21 protein-coding genes are annotated in these 19,594 nt (G+C 34.5%); 16 read left to right on the top strand and 5 right to left on the bottom strand.

What is annotated here, in order from left to right:
- The first annotated feature begins 143 nt into the window (after window positions 1–143).
- The 3 genes from CSC80_RS08010 to rpmA all read left to right on the top strand — a co-directional run bounded on the left by CSC80_RS08010 (window position 144) and on the right by rpmA (window position 1,674).
- On the top strand, window positions 144–599 hold the full coding sequence (locus CSC80_RS08010) for a DUF4199 domain-containing protein (protein WP_099190922.1): 456 nt from the start codon (window positions 144–146) through the stop codon (window positions 597–599).
- 95 nt (window positions 600–694) lie between these two features.
- Window positions 695–1,372, top strand: coding sequence for a 50S ribosomal protein L21 (rplU, locus tag CSC80_RS08015; RefSeq protein WP_058104883.1), 678 nt, complete (start codon window positions 695–697; stop codon window positions 1,370–1,372).
- A gap of 41 nt (window positions 1,373–1,413) precedes the next feature.
- Entirely contained in the window at window positions 1,414–1,674 is a 261-nt protein-coding gene (gene rpmA, locus CSC80_RS08020; protein WP_013992723.1) for a 50S ribosomal protein L27, read from the top strand.
- Window positions 1,675–1,738: 64 nt separating this feature from the next.
- On the opposite strand, the gene CSC80_RS08025 is transcribed toward rpmA, so the two are convergent.
- Together CSC80_RS08025 and CSC80_RS08030 are read right to left on the bottom strand one after the other, a co-directional pair.
- Entirely contained in the window at window positions 1,739–3,079 is a 1,341-nt protein-coding gene (locus CSC80_RS08025) for a hypothetical protein (RefSeq protein WP_099190924.1), read from the bottom strand.
- 57 nt (window positions 3,080–3,136) lie between these two features.
- The gene (locus tag CSC80_RS08030) at window positions 3,137–3,658 is read right to left on the bottom strand and encodes a 5'(3')-deoxyribonucleotidase (protein ID WP_099190926.1); all 522 of its coding nucleotides are present in this window, start codon (window positions 3,656–3,658) and stop codon (window positions 3,137–3,139) included.
- A 154-nt stretch (window positions 3,659–3,812) separates the two neighbouring features.
- Here CSC80_RS08030 and CSC80_RS08035 point away from each other — a divergent pair, with 154 nt between their 5' ends.
- A complete protein-coding gene (locus CSC80_RS08035; RefSeq protein ID WP_143751730.1) occupies window positions 3,813–4,148 on the top strand; it encodes a CCC motif membrane protein in 336 nt (111 codons plus the stop codon).
- Window positions 4,149–4,286: 138 nt separating this feature from the next.
- Entirely contained in the window at window positions 4,287–4,871 is a 585-nt protein-coding gene (locus tag CSC80_RS08040) for a DUF3332 domain-containing protein (protein WP_058104886.1), read from the top strand.
- Between the two features lie 68 nt (window positions 4,872–4,939).
- Here the strand turns inward: CSC80_RS08040 and ahcY are convergent, their stop codons facing one another.
- Window positions 4,940–6,256 (bottom strand): adenosylhomocysteinase, encoded by a 1,317-nt coding sequence (ahcY, locus tag CSC80_RS08045; protein WP_058104887.1) that lies wholly within the window; start codon window positions 6,254–6,256, stop codon window positions 4,940–4,942.
- A gap of 82 nt (window positions 6,257–6,338) precedes the next feature.
- On the opposite strand from ahcY, the gene CSC80_RS08050 reads away from it, so the two are divergent.
- From CSC80_RS08050 to CSC80_RS08090, 9 genes are all read left to right on the top strand, one after another.
- Window positions 6,339–6,977, top strand: coding sequence for a 4'-phosphopantetheinyl transferase family protein (locus tag CSC80_RS08050; RefSeq protein ID WP_091608499.1), 639 nt, complete (start codon window positions 6,339–6,341; stop codon window positions 6,975–6,977).
- A 17-nt stretch (window positions 6,978–6,994) separates the two neighbouring features.
- Complete coding sequence (locus tag CSC80_RS08055) at window positions 6,995–7,255, top strand: thiamine-binding protein (RefSeq protein ID WP_071340536.1); 261 nt, start codon at window positions 6,995–6,997, stop codon at window positions 7,253–7,255.
- The gene (gene pnuC / locus CSC80_RS08060; RefSeq protein ID WP_099190930.1) at window positions 7,239–7,871 is read left to right on the top strand and encodes a nicotinamide riboside transporter PnuC; all 633 of its coding nucleotides are present in this window, start codon (window positions 7,239–7,241) and stop codon (window positions 7,869–7,871) included. Before CSC80_RS08055 ends, pnuC begins: the two co-directional genes overlap by 17 nt.
- Window positions 7,832–8,395, top strand: coding sequence for an ATP-binding protein (locus CSC80_RS08065; RefSeq protein WP_071340534.1), 564 nt, complete (start codon window positions 7,832–7,834; stop codon window positions 8,393–8,395). The genes pnuC and CSC80_RS08065 overlap by 40 nt, the downstream gene beginning before the upstream one ends.
- Entirely contained in the window at window positions 8,392–9,930 is a 1,539-nt protein-coding gene (locus tag CSC80_RS08070; RefSeq protein ID WP_099190931.1) for a DUF4301 family protein, read from the top strand. The genes CSC80_RS08065 and CSC80_RS08070 overlap by 4 nt, the downstream gene beginning before the upstream one ends.
- A 207-nt stretch (window positions 9,931–10,137) precedes the next feature.
- Window positions 10,138–10,440 (top strand): hypothetical protein, encoded by a 303-nt coding sequence (locus tag CSC80_RS08075; protein WP_099190933.1) that lies wholly within the window; start codon window positions 10,138–10,140, stop codon window positions 10,438–10,440.
- Between the two features lie 152 nt (window positions 10,441–10,592).
- Window positions 10,593–10,895 (top strand): hypothetical protein, encoded by a 303-nt coding sequence (locus CSC80_RS08080; protein ID WP_071340531.1) that lies wholly within the window; start codon window positions 10,593–10,595, stop codon window positions 10,893–10,895.
- Window positions 10,896–11,513: 618 nt separating this feature from the next.
- A complete protein-coding gene (locus CSC80_RS08085) occupies window positions 11,514–11,831 on the top strand; it encodes a hypothetical protein (protein ID WP_099190935.1) in 318 nt (105 codons plus the stop codon).
- Between the two features lie 174 nt (window positions 11,832–12,005).
- Window positions 12,006–13,364 carry a sigma-54 dependent transcriptional regulator gene (locus tag CSC80_RS08090; RefSeq protein WP_099190937.1) on the top strand — a complete coding sequence of 453 codons (1,359 nt, stop codon included), beginning with the start codon at window positions 12,006–12,008 and terminating at the stop codon, window positions 13,362–13,364.
- On the opposite strand, the gene CSC80_RS08095 is transcribed toward CSC80_RS08090, so the two are convergent.
- Window positions 13,339–15,798 carry an ATP-binding protein gene (locus tag CSC80_RS08095; RefSeq protein WP_099190939.1) on the bottom strand — a complete coding sequence of 820 codons (2,460 nt, stop codon included), beginning with the start codon at window positions 15,796–15,798 and terminating at the stop codon, window positions 13,339–13,341. The genes CSC80_RS08090 and CSC80_RS08095 overlap by 26 nt on opposite strands.
- Window positions 15,799–16,192: 394 nt before the next feature.
- On the opposite strand from CSC80_RS08095, the gene CSC80_RS08100 reads away from it, so the two are divergent.
- Complete coding sequence (locus CSC80_RS08100) at window positions 16,193–18,355, top strand: TonB-dependent receptor (RefSeq protein ID WP_099190941.1); 2,163 nt, start codon at window positions 16,193–16,195, stop codon at window positions 18,353–18,355.
- Window positions 18,356–18,451: 96 nt separating this feature from the next.
- The gene (locus tag CSC80_RS08105; protein WP_099190943.1) at window positions 18,452–19,123 is read left to right on the top strand and encodes a hydrolase; all 672 of its coding nucleotides are present in this window, start codon (window positions 18,452–18,454) and stop codon (window positions 19,121–19,123) included.
- Here CSC80_RS08105 and CSC80_RS08110 read toward each other — a convergent pair.
- Complete coding sequence (locus tag CSC80_RS08110; protein ID WP_074670299.1) at window positions 19,120–19,557, bottom strand: hypothetical protein; 438 nt, start codon at window positions 19,555–19,557, stop codon at window positions 19,120–19,122. The two genes, CSC80_RS08105 and CSC80_RS08110, sit on opposite strands and share 4 nt — an antisense overlap.
- Window positions 19,558–19,594: the final 37 nt, after the last annotated feature.

Genomic DNA, 19,594 nt, shown 5'->3' on the forward strand with positions numbered 1-19,594 from the left:
ATTGGTATATTTAAATACCATTTTGTTACAATAATTTTTGTTTTGTAGGAACAATCTTCAAATTTAGTATTCTTTAACATATTATTTCAAATTATTTATTGTTTATTCATTATCTTAAAAGAGTAAACAAAAATAAAATTCAGATGAACAATTTCGCCCTTCCTATAAGATTTGGTATCGCCGCCAGTGGTAGTTTAATCGCTTATTTTTTGGTGTTGTCTCTGTTTGGTCTTCATGTAAACGTTTTTTATAGCCTGTTCAATGCAGTTATTACAGGGTTTGCCATTTATGAGGCCATAAAATATTATAAACTAAAAAAGGGAGATACGTTTAATTACTCGGGCGGTTTCATGGCCGGCTTGATCACCGGTGGTGTAGCAACCTTGCTATTTACATTTTTCTTTGCCATATATTCCACAGAGCTACAACCCGGTTTTTTAGAACAATTATCAACAAGGTGGGCAAATACCTATAAAAGTTTTGAGGCTATTGTTTTTTTAGTAGTAGCCACTATGGGCTTTACAACAAGCCTGGTTTTAACACTTGCTTTTATGCAACTGTTTAAGACTTCGAATACTACAAAAATAAAGAGCGTATAAAATTCTACAAAAACGCTTGTAAATTCACGATTTAGAACTATATTTGCACCCGCCTATGGAAAAAATCCATCAGGTTTAATAATACATTTAACAATATGTACGCAATTGTAGAGATGGCAGGGCAGCAGTTTAAAGTTGCAAAAGACCAGAAAGTGTACGTTCACCGTTTACAAGTAGAAGAAGGTAAGAAAGTTACTTTTGACAACGTTCTTCTTTTAGATGATGGTTCGAGCGTAACTATCGGCGCCCCGGCTATAGACGGAGCCGCAGTAGAGGCTAAAGTCGTGAAGCACCTAAGAGGTGACAAAGTAATCGTTTTTCATAAGAAAAGACGTAAAGGTTACAAAAAGAAAAATGGACATCGTCAATCTCTTACCGAGATAGTGATCGAGTCTATTATTTCTAAAGGAGCTAAGAAAGCAGAAACTAAGAAAGCAGCACCAAAAGCTAAGAAGGCAGATGGTAAAGCGGCACCAGTTGATGTTTCTGTAGCATCTAAACCAAAAGCAAAGAAAGCTTCTGGTAAAGGTGATGATTTAAAAAAGATTGAAGGTATTGGTCCAAAAATAGCCGAAACCTTAAATAATGCAGGTATTTCTACTTTTGCTGATTTAGCAAAAACAGACGCAGCTAAAATTTCTGAAATTATTGCTGACGTTCGTGGAAATCACGTAACCGATACTTGGCCAAAGCAAGCTGAATTAGCTGCTGACGGTAAATGGGACGAGTTACAGAAATGGCAAGACGAATTAGACGGTGGTGTAGCTAAATAAGCTAGGTCATCAAAGTATAATAATATTTAAAACCTCAGACAATGGCACATAAGAAAGGTGTAGGTAGTTCTAAAAACGGTAGAGAATCAGAATCGAAACGATTAGGAGTTAAGATTTTTGGTGGTCAAGCTGCTATCGCTGGTAACATTATCGTTAGACAGCGTGGAACAAGACATAATCCTGGTGAAAATGTTTATGCAGGAAAAGATCACACATTACACGCACGTGTAGATGGTCTAGTGAAGTTTGAAAAGAAAGCAGGTGGAAAATCATATGTTTCCATTGAGCCTTTTGAAGCTTAAGCTTAAGACAAGTTATTTAAAAAACCCTCTTCAATACTGAAGAGGGTTTTTTTATGGAATAATTTTAAATTGAGTCAGCAAACTCTATATTCTTGGAGAGTTGTGGATGTAGAAGTAGGGTATTAATCAATTGGATGTTAGTATTCGGCTCGTTGTTCCGGATTACCTTTATAGAAGCTCCGTAGGTACCACCATATTCTTCGTAATTGTCAATATGAAAATTGTGCTTTTTAATATATAAATCCTTTAATTCTATTTGTTTATTGTCGATTAGGTTAATCAAATTTTTTGAAAGATTGTTGATAATAGTTTTTTGTTTTTTATTTAGACAATACACTGAAGGTATTAGTGCTCGTTGTTTGAATTCTAGCTTTATAAGAATTTTTCCTTTCGGTACGTAATCTCTGGTATGTCTTTTGTGAGCTTTTAAATGCTCCAATAACCTTTTTTTTAAATCGTTTTGATAAGTATTCCGTAAAATTTCTAGTTCTAACTTAATATTATTAGGAATGTCCTTTTCAATAGTTTCTCGCCAATTACATAAAACAGGCAAGTGGTGTTTGATTAGGTAATCTAAATAACTCTTAATTTCTTTTATTTTTTGAATTTTCCCTTTATTCTCATCATCGAAATAAGAGATTCTAAGCTTTTCATTATGCTCTTTCCATTCTAAATATTTCTTAAATTGTTGTTCGTTTAATATAGATTTTTTAAAAGATTTTTCTAATTCCCATTCTTCAAATTCGCTCAAAATTTCTCCATTAGAATCTTTACTGGTTTTGTTTTCTCTGTAATTATAAATTAGTTCGGCTTGCTCGTTTGTTAAATTAAGAGATTCATTCATATTAACTATCAATTCTATTTGACCTTTTTTAATCCAATCTTCATTTAATTGATCTACCTTGTAAAACTCTTTTAATTGTTCTTGGTTTAGGAAAGTTTTTAATTTTTCATGGGCTATTTTTAAATATAAATTACGCCTATGGTTTATTGTATAATCTTCTACTTTGTAACCAGATTTATCACTTGTTTCCCCTTGAATTTTTTGCAGTATTTCTTGAAGTTCTACTAATTCATTATCACTCAATTTTAAAGAAGCGTATTCCTTTTGTTTGATTTCAAATCTTCTTTTTTCAAAATCTTGTTTTTCGTAATTACTTTTTACCTCTTGTTTTATTTCTCTAAATTGACTTCTTTGTTTAACGTTTAATTTTCTGTAAATGGTCTTATAATAACGACAGCGTTCTGTTTTTTCATCATAATCAGGATCAATACTCCATGTATAATCTTTAAGCCACTTATAGGTGAGTTCATCAATTTCAAGAATCTGCCTTTTGGATAAATTTAAATGCTCGCCATACTGATCTGTAAATGTTATTGTATTCTTAATTTTGGGATGGGCCATAGCGTAAGAATATAATGAACAAGGTAATTCACTTTAAATATAAATAATTTAGAGTAGTTACAATAACTTCTCACCAATCTCAAACCAAGTCTGTACACGTTCAAACCCTTCTGTATTTACGTTGTGTGGAGATGTAAATTGTATACTTCTACCCTCAAAATTTTCTAGGTTAAAACTACGGTCGTCTATGAGAACATCACCTTTGAGAATGTGCTTATGACCACATAGTATACGGTTTTGCCAAGGAATAAAAGGAAAGTGTTCATCTAGCCATTCACTTTTCTCTTCTAAAGAATTGGGAAATTGCATGGCGGCAGACGCAATATATACCTCATGCTTATCGGCTAATCTTGCAAGTATTTCTTGACTGCCGGCAATCGGCTTTAAATTTCTAAAAAAGCCTCTTCTAGTGGCGTGCTTTCTAACACTGTCCTGGTGTGCTTCTGGCACCATATGCCAAACCTCTGATCCTTTACATATTTCTGAAGTGAGCTCACCTTTAAACTCTGTATTGTAAATTTCTATATGGGCACCGTAGGTATCGGCTATGACCTCGTCCATATCAACAAATATTATCATAGTGCTATATTTTAAACGAAGTACGTGAAAATGTAGGTAAGAGAAAAGAGATAACCCAATTGTATGTGCTTTTGACTTTAATCTTAAGGAAAATATAAGATTGATTTAAAACTTAATGAATAACTTTAAGAAAACATTTCATTTAAATATCTCTATGGAAAGTAAAAAATTACCTAATTCAGCATTCATTTATGTATTATCAGTTCTAAGCTGTATTATATGTTGCCTTGGCGGGTTTGGTATTATACCTGCAGTTATTGCCTATTATTTAGCTTCAAAATCTGAAGGAATTTATAAAATGAATCCTGATGGTTATGACAATTATGGTATTATAAAAAGGGGTAAAATAATTGCGATTATAGGGATGATTTTTAATATTATAGTAATTGGTATTACCATTTGGACGTTGAGCACAATTGGATGGGATGCATGGTCTGAGGAGTTCGTAAGAAAATGGAATGAGGGTATGCAAAGTGGTCAAGGTTATTAATATTGTTACGATAGCAGTATGTTATGAAATGCCCATTTTTTCAATATTAATGGATACCGTTAATAATTGATTTTTATCAGATTACAATTTTTGGGGTTAGTGATTATTTTGTACAACTAATTCTAAACAATTAAAATCATGAAAAAATCAGTTATCTGTATTGCTATGGCCGGCACATTATTATTTTCTAGTTGCTTGGGCTCTTTTAGCGCTTTCAATAATTTAAAGGACTGGAACCAAGGAGTCTCTGATAGTAAGTTTGTAAATAACCTGGTATTTTGGGGGTTGAACATAATTCCTGTTTACGGACTATTCTTTTTGGGTGATGCCATTATTTTCAATGTTATCGAATTTTGGAGCGGATCTAACCCAATTGCTATGGAAGAAGGAGAGTCTGAAACTCAAATGGTAGAAAGAGACGGTAATACCTTTGAAATGACCGCTACTAAAAATAGGATGCAGGTAACTGTTGTCGATGGACCCAAAAAAGGTAAGAAAATTGATTTGGTATATAAGCCAAGTGAAAAATCATGGAATGCGGTAAGACCTAATGGTGAGATTATAAAACTATCATCTTTTGAAGAAGGTTTTTACATTGTTTACATGCCAAACGGTAAAGAGGTGAAAATTGATCCGTTAAGTTCTAAAGAACAAGGTTTGGCTCAATTAAAGGAGCAAACAGATTGTTATTATTTGGAAGGTATGTTGGCAGAAAACAACTAACTAGAAAAGCATAATATAAAAAAAGGTCTCGATGTTATCGAGACCTTTTTAATTTACAGGACTATAATTTAGTATCTATAGTAATCAGGTTTAAAAGGACCTTCAACCGTAACACCAATATAATCAGCTTGGTCTTTCTTTAATTCGGTCAATTCTGCACCTAAACGAGACAAGTGTAATTTTGCAACCTTTTCATCTAAATGCTTTGGTAACATATATACTTCGTTCTTGTAGTTTTCACTATTCTTCCAAAGTTCAATTTGCGCCAAAGTTTGGTTAGTAAATGAATTACTCATTACAAAACTAGGGTGTCCGGTAGCACAACCTAGGTTTACCAATCTACCTTCTGCCAAAATGATAATATCTTTACCATCAATAGTGTATTTATCTACCTGAGGCTTAATTTCATCTTTAGTGTTTCCGTGGTTTTTGTTCAACCAAGCCATATCAATTTCATTGTCGAAATGACCAATGTTACAAACAATGGCTTTATCCTTTAGAGCTTCAAAATGTTCGGCTCTAATAATATCCTTGTTTCCAGTAGTGGTAATTACGATATCTGCGTTACCAATAACCGTTTCCAATTTTTTAACCTCAAATCCGTCCATACAAGCCTGTAATGCACAAATAGGATCAATTTCCGTAACGGTAACAATAGAACCGGCACCCTTAAAAGAAGCAGCGGTACCTTTACCAACATCACCATAACCGGCTACAACAACGCGCTTGCCTGCAAGCATGGTATCCGTAGCTCTACGTATAGCATCAACAGCACTTTCTCTACAACCGTATTTGTTATCAAATTTAGATTTGGTTACAGAATCGTTTACGTTAATAGCGGGCATAGGTAAAGTACCATTTTTTACACGCTCATATAAACGGTGTACTCCTGTAGTGGTTTCTTCTGAAAGTCCCTTAACATCAGACGCCAATTCTGGATACTTATCCAAAACCATGTTGGTAAGATCACCACCATCATCTAAGATCATATTCAATGGTTTTCTGTCCTCGCCAAAGAATAAGGTTTGCTCAATACACCAGTCAAACTCCTCTTCGTTCATACCTTTCCAGGCATAAACAGGAACACCTGCGGCAGCAATAGCGGCAGCGGCTTGATCTTGGGTAGAGAATATATTACATGAGCTCCAAGTAACATCTGCACCCAATGCGGTTAAAGTTTCAATTAAAACGGCAGTTTGTATGGTCATATGAAGACAACCTGCAATACGTGCCCCTTTTAAAGGTTGCTCGTCTTTGTATTCTTCACGAAGGGCCATTAGGCCTGGCATTTCAGCTTCTGCCAATTCAATTTCTTTTCTTCCCCAATCGGCAAGGGAAATATCCTTTACCTTATAAGGCACATACGGAATAGTTTTCGTGCTCATATCTTTATAATTTTATACTTTCGTTAATCTATGTACAGCAATTTTTAATTCGTGCAAAGGTACGAATAACACTAAGAATCCCATGCCGCTTTACAAAACTATAACAGTAAACAAAGAAACCTCTGTAGCTATATGGAAGGTAGAAGAGACAGAAGAACATCTTTGGAAAGGAGTTGAACTTACTGATCATTGCCAAAATAGGTTCAATGGTATGAAGTCTGATCTTCACCGTAAGGCATTTTTAAGCATTAGACATTTATTGGCTTTGTATAATTATGTAGATGCCGATCTGGAGTATGATGATAATGGGAAACCACATTTAAAGGACGGAAATTTTATCTCTATTACGCATTCCCATAATTTCACGGCGATAATAATAAGTGAATCCGAAGAAGTAGGTATAGATATTGAAATGCAGCGCGATAAAATATTGCGAATTGCACACAAATTTACTCCGTTTGAAGAGTATAGAACTTTGGCTAATACAGCAGCAATAATCAGAAAACTGACCATAGTGTGGGGCGCCAAAGAATCTTTATATAAAATTTATGGGCATAGAGGCGTAAGTTTCTTACATCACATCAACGTTCAAGATTTTATATTTAACGCAGGGCGGACAACGGCGCAAATAATTTTTAACGGGCAATCTTCGGACTATGGAATCAAGTTTTTGGAATTTGAGGATTTCACCTGTGTTTATGCCATCAAAAATAAAAATTAATATTTAGGCTACATTATATGGACATATCGGTAGAGTTGACTTTTTCGCCCTTACAAGACGATTTTGAGCAACACATTATAGATTTTATAAAAAAACTAAGGGCTAGCGGATTAACCATACTTGAAAATCCTTTAAGTACACAGGTATTCGGCTCTTATGATGAAGTGATGGAAGTGCTGAATACCGAGATAAAAACAGCGTTTGAACTTATGGATCGCGGGCTTTTATTCATGAAAATAGTTAAATCTGATAGAAGCGACTATGAGCCCCATTTTTGATTATCTCTTTGGGCAATATGCCGATTATAGTACATTGGATATTACACTTGAAATTGTAGCCGTTATTTTTGGGTTGTTATCTGTAATATGTTCTAAGCAAAACAACATTTTAGTATATCCTACAGGCTTGATAAGTACTTCAATCTTTGTATATCTCCTTTTAAAATGGGGATTGCTGGGTGATATGATGATCAACGCATACTATTTTATAATGAGTTTATACGGTTGGTACATTTGGACAAGAAAGGTTGATGCCGACCATTATACACCAATCACTAGAACAACGAAAAAAGAAAATGGAATTTCGGTCATTATATTCATAAGTACGCTTGTTTTTGTGTTTACCGTGTATCAGGTTTTTGATAAATGGAATAGCTGGACCGCCTATGTTGATACTATAACAACAGCTATATTTTTTGTGGGTATGTGGTTGATGGCCAAGAGAAAAGTAGAAAATTGGATATATTGGATCATTGGGGATCTTATATCTGTACCATTATATTTTTACAAGGGATTTACGTTTACAAGTTTTCAATATTTCATTTTTACAATATTGGCCCTTTACGGCTATAACGCATGGAAGAAAAATACAGACAAGAGCCTTCAGATGTCTTAAAAGTTGTTCTTTTTGGTCCGGAATCTACGGGTAAAACCACATTGTCAGAACAATTGGCAAGACATTACCATACCGTTTGGGTACCGGAATACGCTAGGGAATATCTACAAGATAAATGGAACAACGAACGTAAAACATGTGAACCTCATGACTTATTACCAATTGCCGAAGGGCAAATGCGTTTAGAGAACAAGCTGGCCAAAAAAGCTACAGATATTCTCATTTGCGATACAGATTTATTGGAAACCAAAGTATATTCGGAAGCCTATTACATAGGTAATTGTGATCCTATTTTAGAAAAATATGCATTGCAGAATACATATGATCTTTATTTGTTGACGTATATAGATATCCCATGGGAAGCAGATGACCTAAGGGATAAGCCCAACGAGAGGGAAAAAATGTTCAATTATTTTAAAGATACTTTAGAAAAATACGGTAAAAATTTTATTACCTTGAAAGGAGACAAAAAACAACGTTTAAATAAAGCCATTAACCATATAGATACCTTATTACATCAATGATAGAACTTACAGAAAAAGATCAAAAGCAACTAGAGAGTAAAGGAATTTCTAAAGAAACAATGCTGGGTCATATCCAGACATTTAAAGAAGGTATACCTTTTGTCAATTTAGAGAATGCTGCTATTATAGGTAACGGCATTCTTAAATTTTCCGATGAAGAAGAAAAAGAACTTATTTCTTTTTACGACTCAAAATTGAAGGATCTAGATATTTTAAAATTTGTACCCGCTTCTGGTGCGGCATCTAGAATGTTTAAGGCTTTGTTCGCATTTTTAAATGCTTACGACCCAAATAATGAAACATTACAGGCATATTTGGAAAGAACAAATGACAAGGATATACTGAAATTTTCCGCTGGTTTAGAACGCTTTCCGTTTTATGATAAAGTAATGGAAAGTATAGGTACTTCTTTTGAATCTGAAGGTGAGAAAGTCTACAAGTTCGTTGCTGAGCTTTTAGGAGATAACGCACTAAATTATGGTTTTTACCCTAAAGGGCTATTGCCGTTTCATAAATATGGTAATTCTACGGCTACCCCTTTTGAAGAGCATTTAAAAGAAGGTGCCCTTTATGCCGGTTCTAACGGAAAAGCAAAACTACATTTTACGATATCTGAACAACACGAAGAAATGTTTGGCGATGAATTTAAAGCATCTGGACCAAAAGTTTCTTCAGATACAGGAGTTACTTATGATGTGGATTACTCTTTTCAAAAAGCATCAACAGATACTTTGGCAGTAGATATGAACAATGAACCTTTTAGAAATGAAGATGGTTCTGTTTTGTTTAGACCTGGTGGTCATGGTGCACTGATCCAAAATTTAAATGAGCAAGATGCCGATATTATTTTTATTAAGAATATAGATAATGTAGCCGTAATGAAAGATGCAAAGGCCGTTGCGGATAGCAAAAAGGTATTGGCAGGTGTATTGTTAAAAGAGCAGGAAAAAGCATTTGAATTTGCTGCCTTATTGGATAATGGAGAAGCGGATGATGCAACTATAGAAGAGATAAAAAACTTCTTAAAAACAAATCTAAATGTTCGTTTTTCGGAAGAGTTCGATTCAAAATCAAATTCTGATAAAGTAAATATTTTAAAAGATAAGATAAATAGGCCTATTCGTATTTGCGGTATGGTAAAGAATGAAGGTGAACCTGGTGGTGGACCGTTTTGGGTTACTAACAGCAAGGGAGAAGTTTCATTACAGATTATTGAATCTGCTCAAATTGATATGAATAATTCTCAACAAGCGGATATTTTAAAGAATGCAACGCATTTTAATCCAGTAGATTTGGTCTGTGCTGTGCGTAACTATAAAGGTGAGAAATATGACCTGTTGAAGTTCGTAGATGAAAAACAAGGTTTTATAACAGGTAAGACCAAAGACGGTAAAGAATTAAAGGCACTTGAGCTTCCAGGTTTATGGAACGGGGCAATGGCGTTTTGGAACACCATATTTGTAGAAGTTCCATTAGTGACTTTCAATCCGGTAAAAAGTGTAGTAGATCTTTTAAAAGATTCGCATCAGGCATAATTATCAATGCTAACATAAGGTAAAAAAGTGTGTAGATTCTACACACTTTTTTTGTTTCTGCACAATTTTACACAAGGAAGTAAAGTGTAGTTGAAATTACAAGACATTGTAAATCAATAATTTACATCTGTAAAACTTTAAGTTACAAGGTTGGCATAATTATTCTAATATACCTATCAAGAATGTTTAATTTAAAAACGTAGAAAGATGAAAAAATTAGTTTTTGCCACAGCTTTAGCAATAGGTAGTTTAACAATAGGTACTGCAGCTACACCAATTATATTTCACGATGGTATTATGGAAGATGTTTTCATTCAAGATTATACCGAGATAGCAACTTCTGACTTGCCGGCACCAATTGTAAATGCTCTAGCATCAGATTATCAAGGTGCAATGCTGAATAAAGCATATGTTGATGATGAAAATAACTATAAATTAGAAATTATTTCTCAAGATGGTTCTTCTGTAGTGTTGTATGCAGATGAAGAAGGTAACTGGTTAGAAATGTAGAAATTATAAGTTTGAGTTAGTTGTTTATAAAAAGCTGCCTAGGCAGCTTTTTTCAATTTAGCGCCTTTAAATTATGGCAATGGAAAATCCATATGTCAGATTCTTCCGTAAATAATTATAGAAGTAGAGTTATTAACGATTAAAACATTAGCATGAAGAATTACGCATTATTAGTATTCTTGACTTTAGGAATAACATTGAACAGTACAGCAATGACTGGTTCAAATTTTATAGAAAAAGAAATTGCTATCAATACAGATGAGTACGTAAAAATAAAATCTAGTGAGTTGACACCTCCGGTTATTGAAGAAATATTAAAACAATACCCAACGTCTAAACTTGGTGGAGCTTATAAAAATGATAGAGGAGAATTTAAATTGATTATGGTACTTAAAAGTGGTACCCGAAGAACCGTTTATATAGACCAATACGGTAATTGGATCAATAAAAAATAACCTGAAAAAAAGTTTTCAAAATAAAAAAAACTGCAAAAAGCGGTTTTTTTTATTTAAAAATGTGACCTACCAGAAAATGTTGTGTCTAAATAAGTGAAGCAAATTATGAAACAATGGTCACATTAGTATTTATTTCGGTTTTAGGCACAGTTCTAATTTTTTCTTTAGGGATGATATCGAAACTATGTTTAGAGAAGTAAATAGCAATAATATCACTTTCGCGTAAACACTAACCGTTAACTATGAAAGTGCCACCAAATAATTGTATTTAAAATAATCCCCCGGATTAGCATTGCCAGTATTAGTTGTTGTTGAATTGATTAAGGTGTTGATTAAAAATTTTAAAACAAGAGTTTGATAGGTGGTTTGAGGGGGGCTGCGCATTGCAGCTCCTTTTTTTGTTTTCAAATAAGTTCTGGGTCACAAGAAAATGTGACTGTTTTATTGGGTAAAAATTATACAGATACTAGTATTGGGTACAGTTTTACACAGCTTTAAGATAGGTGCAGTATATGTAACGTGTTATGTATCAGTGGTTTTTGGTTTTTTAGGGATTATGGCATTCTTTTTTCTTAGTTAATAGTATTGAAAAGTAGTATTAACTTAAATATTAGAAAGATGAAGACTTTATTTTTATTAGGAGCAATGACATTAGGTGGTTTTACAATGAACGCACAAGATGCATTAATAGCAGAAAACGGAATTCACCATAATCAAGTAAATGAGATGTTGGTCGTGGCCGATGATTTCAAGGAAATTTCGGTAGCAGAAGTTCCTCAAGCAGTATCAGATGCAGTAGCTAAGAATTTCCCGACTGCTAGTCTAGATAAAGCATATACGAACAGTGAGAAACAGTATAAGTTGGTATTGTCTCTTGAAGATGGTACACAAGGAACCGTATATGCCGATGAGAATGGGAATTGGATAGATATGTAATTATAGAGAAACTTGTTTGTTCAAGTTGGTTTGGTCAGGAAAGGATAGCTAAGTGCTATTCTTTCCTTTTTTTTTGCTCTATTGAATTGATTAATTAAGCTTTATGATAATTTTAAAATACAAATAGTCGGCTTATGGTATTTTTACGTAAATACTTAGAATACCAAACTTACTATGTCCAAAATTTTAATTTTAGAAGACGATACTTCTTTTGCCCAAATGCTAAAAAAGTTTTTGGAAAGAAATGGTTTTGACATTGTGGTAAGTCAGACCGGGTTAGATGGTGAAAAGCAACTCAAAGAGCAAAATTTTCAATTAGTAATTACAGATCTGCGTTTACCGGATTATGATGGCATTAAACTCGTTTCTCAATTAAAGGACAGTATTCCGGTAATAGTAATGACCGGTTATGCGGAAGTATCTACCGCAGTTAAAGCCATGAAAATGGGTGCGTATGATTATATTTCAAAACCATTTACGCCAGATCAAATGTTAGCCGTAATTGATGGTGCATTACACGCTAAACCAATTATTTCGAAAGAAACGGCTATTACAACAAAAAATGACTCAAAATCAATTGTAGAAAATGAAGATAAGTCGTCAATTTCTAATGACTTGGAGTTACTTAGTGAAGCTGCGCAAAAATTAGATGAACATATTGCCTTAGTGGCACCCACAGACATGTCTGTTTTAATTATAGGTGAGAGTGGCACTGGGAAAGAGGTTACGGCTAAAGCAATTCATCAAAAAAGCAATCGTAAAGAAAAACCGTTTGTAGCCCTAGATTGTGGGGCAATACCAAAAGAACTTGCCGCTAGTGAATTTTTTGGTCATTTGAAAGGAAGTTTTACTGGGGCTATAGCCGATAAAATAGGAAGTTTTGAAGCGGCAAATGGGGGAACCTTGTTTTTAGATGAAGTTGGTAATCTTTCTTATGAGAATCAAATACAACTATTAAGAGCTTTACAAGAGCGTAAAATTAAAAGGATCGGTAGCAATACTGAAGTGGAGGTTAATGTCAGAATTTTATCGGCCACAAATGAAGATTTAAAAGCAGCAGTGGAAAAAAGTAATTTTCGAGAAGATCTATATCATAGATTAAATGAGTTTTCTCTTCAAATACCTGCATTAAAAGACAGGCAGGGAGATTTGGCTGTGCTGGCATCTCATTTTTTGGAAAAGTTCAACCAAAAATTAAACAAGCAGATTATTGATTTTTCAGATGAGGTCTGGAATGTTTTTAATACATACCACTGGCCAGGTAATATTAGGGAATTGCAGAATGTTATTCAACGTGCAGTGTTATTAACTACCACCAATGAGATACAAGTGAATACTTTGCCAGAAGAGCTAATGAGATCAAAGCCGGAAAAAATGGACTTAGGTAGCGTGTCTAAAGCAGATTTTGAAAAAGAGCAAATTGTTAATGCTTTAAAACGTACTAATTACAACAAGTCTAAAGCGGCCAAGTTATTACAAGTAACCAGAAAAACGCTGTATAATAGAATTAACTATTATGATTTAGATCTGTAGAGATTTCCTGTGAAATTGCTTCCATAACATCGCTTATTTCTTGCTCCAGCTTCGCGTATATTTCTGATATCGTTTTATGGGTTGAATCATTTTTTTTCAGGGTTTCAAAAGTTTCTAAAGTGGGTACAATTTTGTTCACATGCAATTGCCTGAACATAGGTAGCATTCTATGTGCAGTACTATTTATTTGAGTAATATTGTTTGTTGTGATCGCCAATTTTAATTCATGTAAATTTTTCCCTGTATCATTTTTAAATGTGAGCAATACCTCGTCAATAGCGGTTTTGTCTTTTCCTAAAAAGAGTTCAATGGTTTCTAAACTGTAAAGGTTTTCGTTGTCATTTTTAGAAATGAAAGGTTTTTCATGAGTATGTTCAAAATCCATTTCAAACATGTTGTTTAGTTTTTGTAAAAGATCGGTTTTTGAAAATGGTTTTCGGATTAGTCCAGTAAATCCTTTTTCCATAAAGTGATCTACCGTAAGATCTCGTCTTCCGGTCATCGCTAAAATGGGTTGATTTTCATAATATTTAAATGTTCCTGTTTTAAGCTGGTCAACAATGTCATAGCCAGAGACCGTAGGCATTTCAATATCGGTCAAAACCATATTGAATTTAAAATCAGAATCGGGTTGAAAAGCATTGAAATCGGTAAAAAGTAAAACTTCTATTCCGGCTGACTTTAGCATTTCCCCAATTAGTTTCAAAAACGAAGCATCATCATCAAAAACAATAATTTTTAACCTATCCGGTTTTAAAGCGATTTTTGTTTCAACAGATGATTTTTCACCATAAGCAATAGGTATTTTAAGTGTAAAGGTGCTGCCTTTGTTTAAATTGCTGTCAAGCGAGATTGTACCGCCTAACAATTCGGTAAGTTTTTTTGTAATGGTGAGTCCTAATCCATAGCCGCCGTACTTTTTGTCGGTATCGTTTTCTGCCTGTGTAAATTCTTTAAAGATCAATTTTTGCTTCTCTTTTGATATCCCTATGCCGGTATCGGAAATTTTCAGGAAAAGTTGTTTTGTTTTTTGTTTTTCAATGATATTGCCCGTTAAGGTGATAGAGCCTTTATCGGTAAACTTATAGGCATTGCCCAGTAAATTTGTAATAATTTGACGTAATCGAAAAGCATCTGAAATAACAGGATGTTCTAAAGACTCATCTAAATGAAGAATTAAATCAATATCCTTTGCTGTATACTGTGCGGCAATACTATTAGCAGTTTCGGATATTAAGTTATTTACCTTAAAAGTAGATTTTTTGACTACCATTTTACCGGCCTCCAATTGAGAAAAATCCAGCAAATCGTTTACCAGATTGTTCACATATGTGGTAGCGGATTTTATTTGGTCAATATGCTTTTTATTAACGGTTCCATGGTCGTTTTCTTCTATTATATTGGTGTAACCGCTTATGGTGTTTAATGGGGTGCGTAAATCATGACTTACCGTTGCAATCAATTGTTCCCTACTTTTTAATAAAGAGTCAGAGTAGGCCTTCTCTTTTTCAAGTTTCTCTCTGTATACATTTGCTTTCCAGAAATCTCTATTTATAATAAAAGTAAAAATACCAACCACTAGAAAACCGAGTATTGCTGCAATAACGGCAAGGCGAATACTTCTTTTTAACAAGGTTTCCTTTTTAATGGAGTTGTTGATGCTGTTCGTAATAATCTCTTGCTCAAATGAAGAGAGGATGGTACGTAACTGCTGCGAAAGTTCAAGATCGGTTTTGTTGATATTGGTCTCTCTAAGGGCCAAGGTGTTTTCGTTTATGGCATTTTCCTGTTTAACATCTTTCAAAAGATTTTTAGAGACTTGTAGAACACTGTCCATGGTCTGTGTATTGCTTTGTGAATTACCGTTTGTGGGGACATTGGCATTAAGATAATCCGCAACCTTTTTTATGGTACTTTGGGCCTTGGGTGAAAGTTCTTCTAAATTAGGAGCTAAGCCTTCCGGTTTAATAATTCCTAAAGATTCCTCTAACTTATCAAATTCCGCTAGTGCAGAATTTATAGCGGTCCCTGTTTGGTCCTTAAGTCTAATGGCTCTTAAAGCATTAATATTTGTCACTTTTTTATCTAAAAGTGCGCTAAGGCTGTCTAAAAGGTTGTGTTGATATTCACTGTCCGTTAGCGTTTTTATTTCTTGAATATTGGTGCGTATGGAGTCTATTTTGTTCTCATAGGCGCTAAAATTAATTTTACTTTTGGTTTGCAATGCAAGTTTAGAGAGACTTTCAGCTTCATATAACTGGGCTAAAAAGGAGTTTGTTTTAAGTAATTTGTTGTCTTTTTCCGTTGTGTTTTCAGTAGCAATGTATTCTTGAACCTCCGTATAGATATAGTATGATGCAATAATGCCCAATATGACCAAAAGCAAGTAGCTAATAGTAATTTTAAGGGTGAACTTGTTTTTCTTGGAATCCATGTAATATTTCTAATTGTGTAGTAAAGACAGATTGAAATGTATAGTTAAATACGACAAAACAGGGATAATAAGTTCTAAAATGATGTTAATTAAACAAGATGTTATTTTTTCAGATTTATTTATGAGAGTTAAAATTACTGCATTACATTTGCGGCATCTCAAAGGGGTGCCAAAATCCTGAAAATTTTTAGGTCAAAGCTGAGATTATACCCAAAGAACCTGGGCGGGTAATGCTGCCAAGGGACCGAGCGTTAAAAAAATGTCCGGTGGACATTTTTAGCGAGGGGCCAGCCAGCGTAATGGCTGACTTCATTTTGGAAAACAAAGTCTTTAAATAGGCAAAATCAATTTTTACTTAGAATAATAGCCCCTTTTATTCGTAATTATTTTACGAATGAAACTTACTATTTTCACAATTGCGGCGTTTTTTGCGTTTAGTCTTGGAGTTAGTGCCCAAGAACAGGTAACTGATTCTCTGGAGGGTCAAAAAGTAGTCTTAGACGAAGTGTTCGTCTCTGCGGTAAGGGTAACCAAGCAATCTCCAGTTACATTTTCAAATCTTACAAAAGAGGAAATTAAACCAAGAAACCTTGGGCAGGACATTCCTGTATTAATGAACTTTTTACCATCTGTGGTAACTACTACAGATGCTGGTGCCGGTGTTGGTTATACTGGGCTTAGAGTAAGAGGTAGTGATGCTACACGTGTAAATGTGACCATTAACGGAATACCTTATAACGATGCGGAGTCTCAAGGTACATTCTGGGTAAATATGCCCGATTTTGCTTCTTCAACTGAGAGTTTACAATTGCAACGTGGTGTAGGTACATCTACCAATGGAGCCGGTGCTTTTGGGGCAAGTTTAAACTTGTTGACAGACGGTTTTTCACAAGACGCGTATGGTCAAATATCAACTTCTATAGGTAGCTACGGTACATTAAGAAATAATTTAAAGTTCAGTACCGGATTATTAAATGATCATATTGAAATTTCAGGGAGACTATCTAAAATTAAATCAGATGGTTATATAGATAGGGCAAGATCGGATTTGGAATCTTATTTTTTACAAGCGGCTTATAAAGATGACAATACTTTGATCAAGGCATTGATGTTTGGGGGTCATGAAATTACGTACCAAGCTTGGTACGGTATAGATGGTCAAACTTTGAGGGATAATAGAACTTTTAATCCTTCAGGTATTTATACTGATTTAGATGGTAATACCCAGTTTTATGATAATGAAGTGGATAATTACAAGCAAGACCATGCACAATTATTATGGAACGAACAGATTTCTGATTTTTGGAGTACAAATATTGCGTTGCACTATACAAGAGGTAGAGGTTATTTTGAGCAGTATAGAGAAGCCGATGATTTTTCTACCTATGGTTTTGAGCCACTGATTGTAGATGGTGAAGAGGTGAATACTACCGATTTAATTAGAAGACGTTGGTTGGATAATGATTTCTACGGAACCGTTTTTTCTGCAAATTACAAGAAAGAAAAGTTAGATTTAATAATAGGTGGTGGTCTTAATAAATACGAAGGCGATCATTTTGGTGAGGTAATCTGGGCTAGATATGCTAGTAATAGTAGTTACAGAGATCGTTATTATGATGATAGTTCGTCTAAAACAGATTTTAATTTATACACAAAGGCAAATTATCAATTAACAGATCAGTGGTCATTGTATGGAGATGTTCAGTATAGAACAGTTGGGTATAAAGCAAACGGGGAAGATACCGGTCTTGTTGATGATAGGTTCAATTTTTTCAATCCAAAGGCAGGAGTAACTTTTGATCTTAATGCGAATAATAATTTTTACTTGTCGTATGCGGTTGCCAATAGGGAACCCAATAGGAACGATTATGAAAATGGTAATCCAAAACCTGAGAAACTAAATGATTTTGAATTGGGATGGAGATACGTTTCTCCTTCAGTTCAAGTAAATACCAATGTATATTACATGAACTATAAAGATCAGTTAGTGGTTACTGGCGAATTAAATGACGTTGGTGCACCATTAAGGGAAAATATTGGTGATAGTTACAGGCTAGGTTTAGAAGTTGATGCAAATATAATATTGGGTGAAAAATTCAGCCTAAGGCCTAACATTGCCATCAGTCAAAATAAGAACAAAGATTTCTTTATTGATAGAGATGGTTTGCTACAAGGTTTAGGAGATACCAACATTGCTTACTCTCCGGGCTTGGTGGCGGGTAACGTTCTTAGTTATATGCCATGTGATGCTATGAATATTTCGCTGTATTCAAAGTTTGTAGGTGAGCAATATCTAAGCAATACAGATACAGAAGCATCTAAGCTAGACTCTTATTTTACCACAGATTTCAATATTACTTATGAGATCAACATGAATAGCATTGTAAAGTCTATCGTGTTTTCAGGTTTGGTAAATAACATCTTCAATGAAAAGTATGTTTCTAACGGGTATACTTATGTAGATAGTTGGTCTACACCTGGTAATTCATTTGAAGTACAGGGTTATTATCCACAAGCAGGAACTAACTTTTTATTAGGTGCAACAGTGAATTTTTAGTTGATAATAGAAAGATATAAAGTTGTCTTAAATATTTGTTGAGAATGTAAGGCGCATAGTGGAATAATCTAAATTAGGAGACTAATTATCAGGGTTATGGAGCGCAACATTCCAGTTTTTGGCAGTAGGTTAAGAAACAATATAGTTACGGTGCCAGAGGTCATTTCTCAATGCTCTGGCATTCGTGTTTTTGGGCAATCTATAAAGTCGTTTTTGTTTAGTACGGACGTAGCTATTATAAGAAATACCAATGCCAATGCAATTATAGCGGTATATCCGTTTACACCGCAACCGGTAATATCAAATGCTTTGATATTGGCTGCCGACAAGCCTATATTTTGTGGGGTCGGTGGCGGGTTAACAACCGGGGTACGGTCTTTAGAGTTGGCAATACATGCAGAATTTCAAGGTGCTTTAGGGGTAGTTTTAAATAAGCCTACCCCAAACAGCCTTATAACCATGCTTAAGGAAAAAATTGATATACCGGTAACCATTACGGTGGTTTCGGAAAAAGATGATATTAAAGGTAGAATAGATGCTGGTGTGGATATATTCAATGTGTCCGGCGCAGCTAAAACTGCAGATATCATTAAAAAAATTAGGGATTTAAATGATAAGGTTGCCATCATTGCCACGGGTGGAAAATCTGACGATTCTATAGTTGAAGCAATAGATGCCGGGGCAAATGCAATATCGTATACACCACCAAGTACAGGTGAACTGTTCAAGGAAATAATGGAGAAATATCGCGCTGAAGAAAATGCTTAGTTAGAGATGATTACACTACCACCACTAAAGGTAGTACGATATTCAAGCATGTCATAATATCGATTTTCATCATCTGGTCTATTCAATAATTGACCGGTAAATAAGCTGTATTCATAATCTTCGCAAGAACACGTTGCAATTTGTCCATTTAGCTGCATGGTAGAGCAATCGTTAGGTGCATGATTTGGACAACTGGCCTCAAATGCCCTAAACTGATCAAAACCGGCATTGATGACAAAAACACCTCGTGTACCGGCAAGATCACTTTGAATATATACGGCACTACCCGTATTTGTAAGTGGGCTGTAGGAAGGCAAGTTTAAATTGGCTTCAAAACGAAAGCCTATTTCCTGTAAGTACGGATTTCTGTTGGTTCCATCATTGCTACAAGCAGTGATAATCAATAGAATTAGGATACTTAATCTTCTGAACATGCTATAATTTTGTTTTCAATAACTTCAACAAATGTGC

The organism is Maribacter sp. 6B07, from assembly GCF_002700155.1.
GTDB lineage: Bacteria > Bacteroidota > Bacteroidia > Flavobacteriales > Flavobacteriaceae > Maribacter > Maribacter dokdonensis.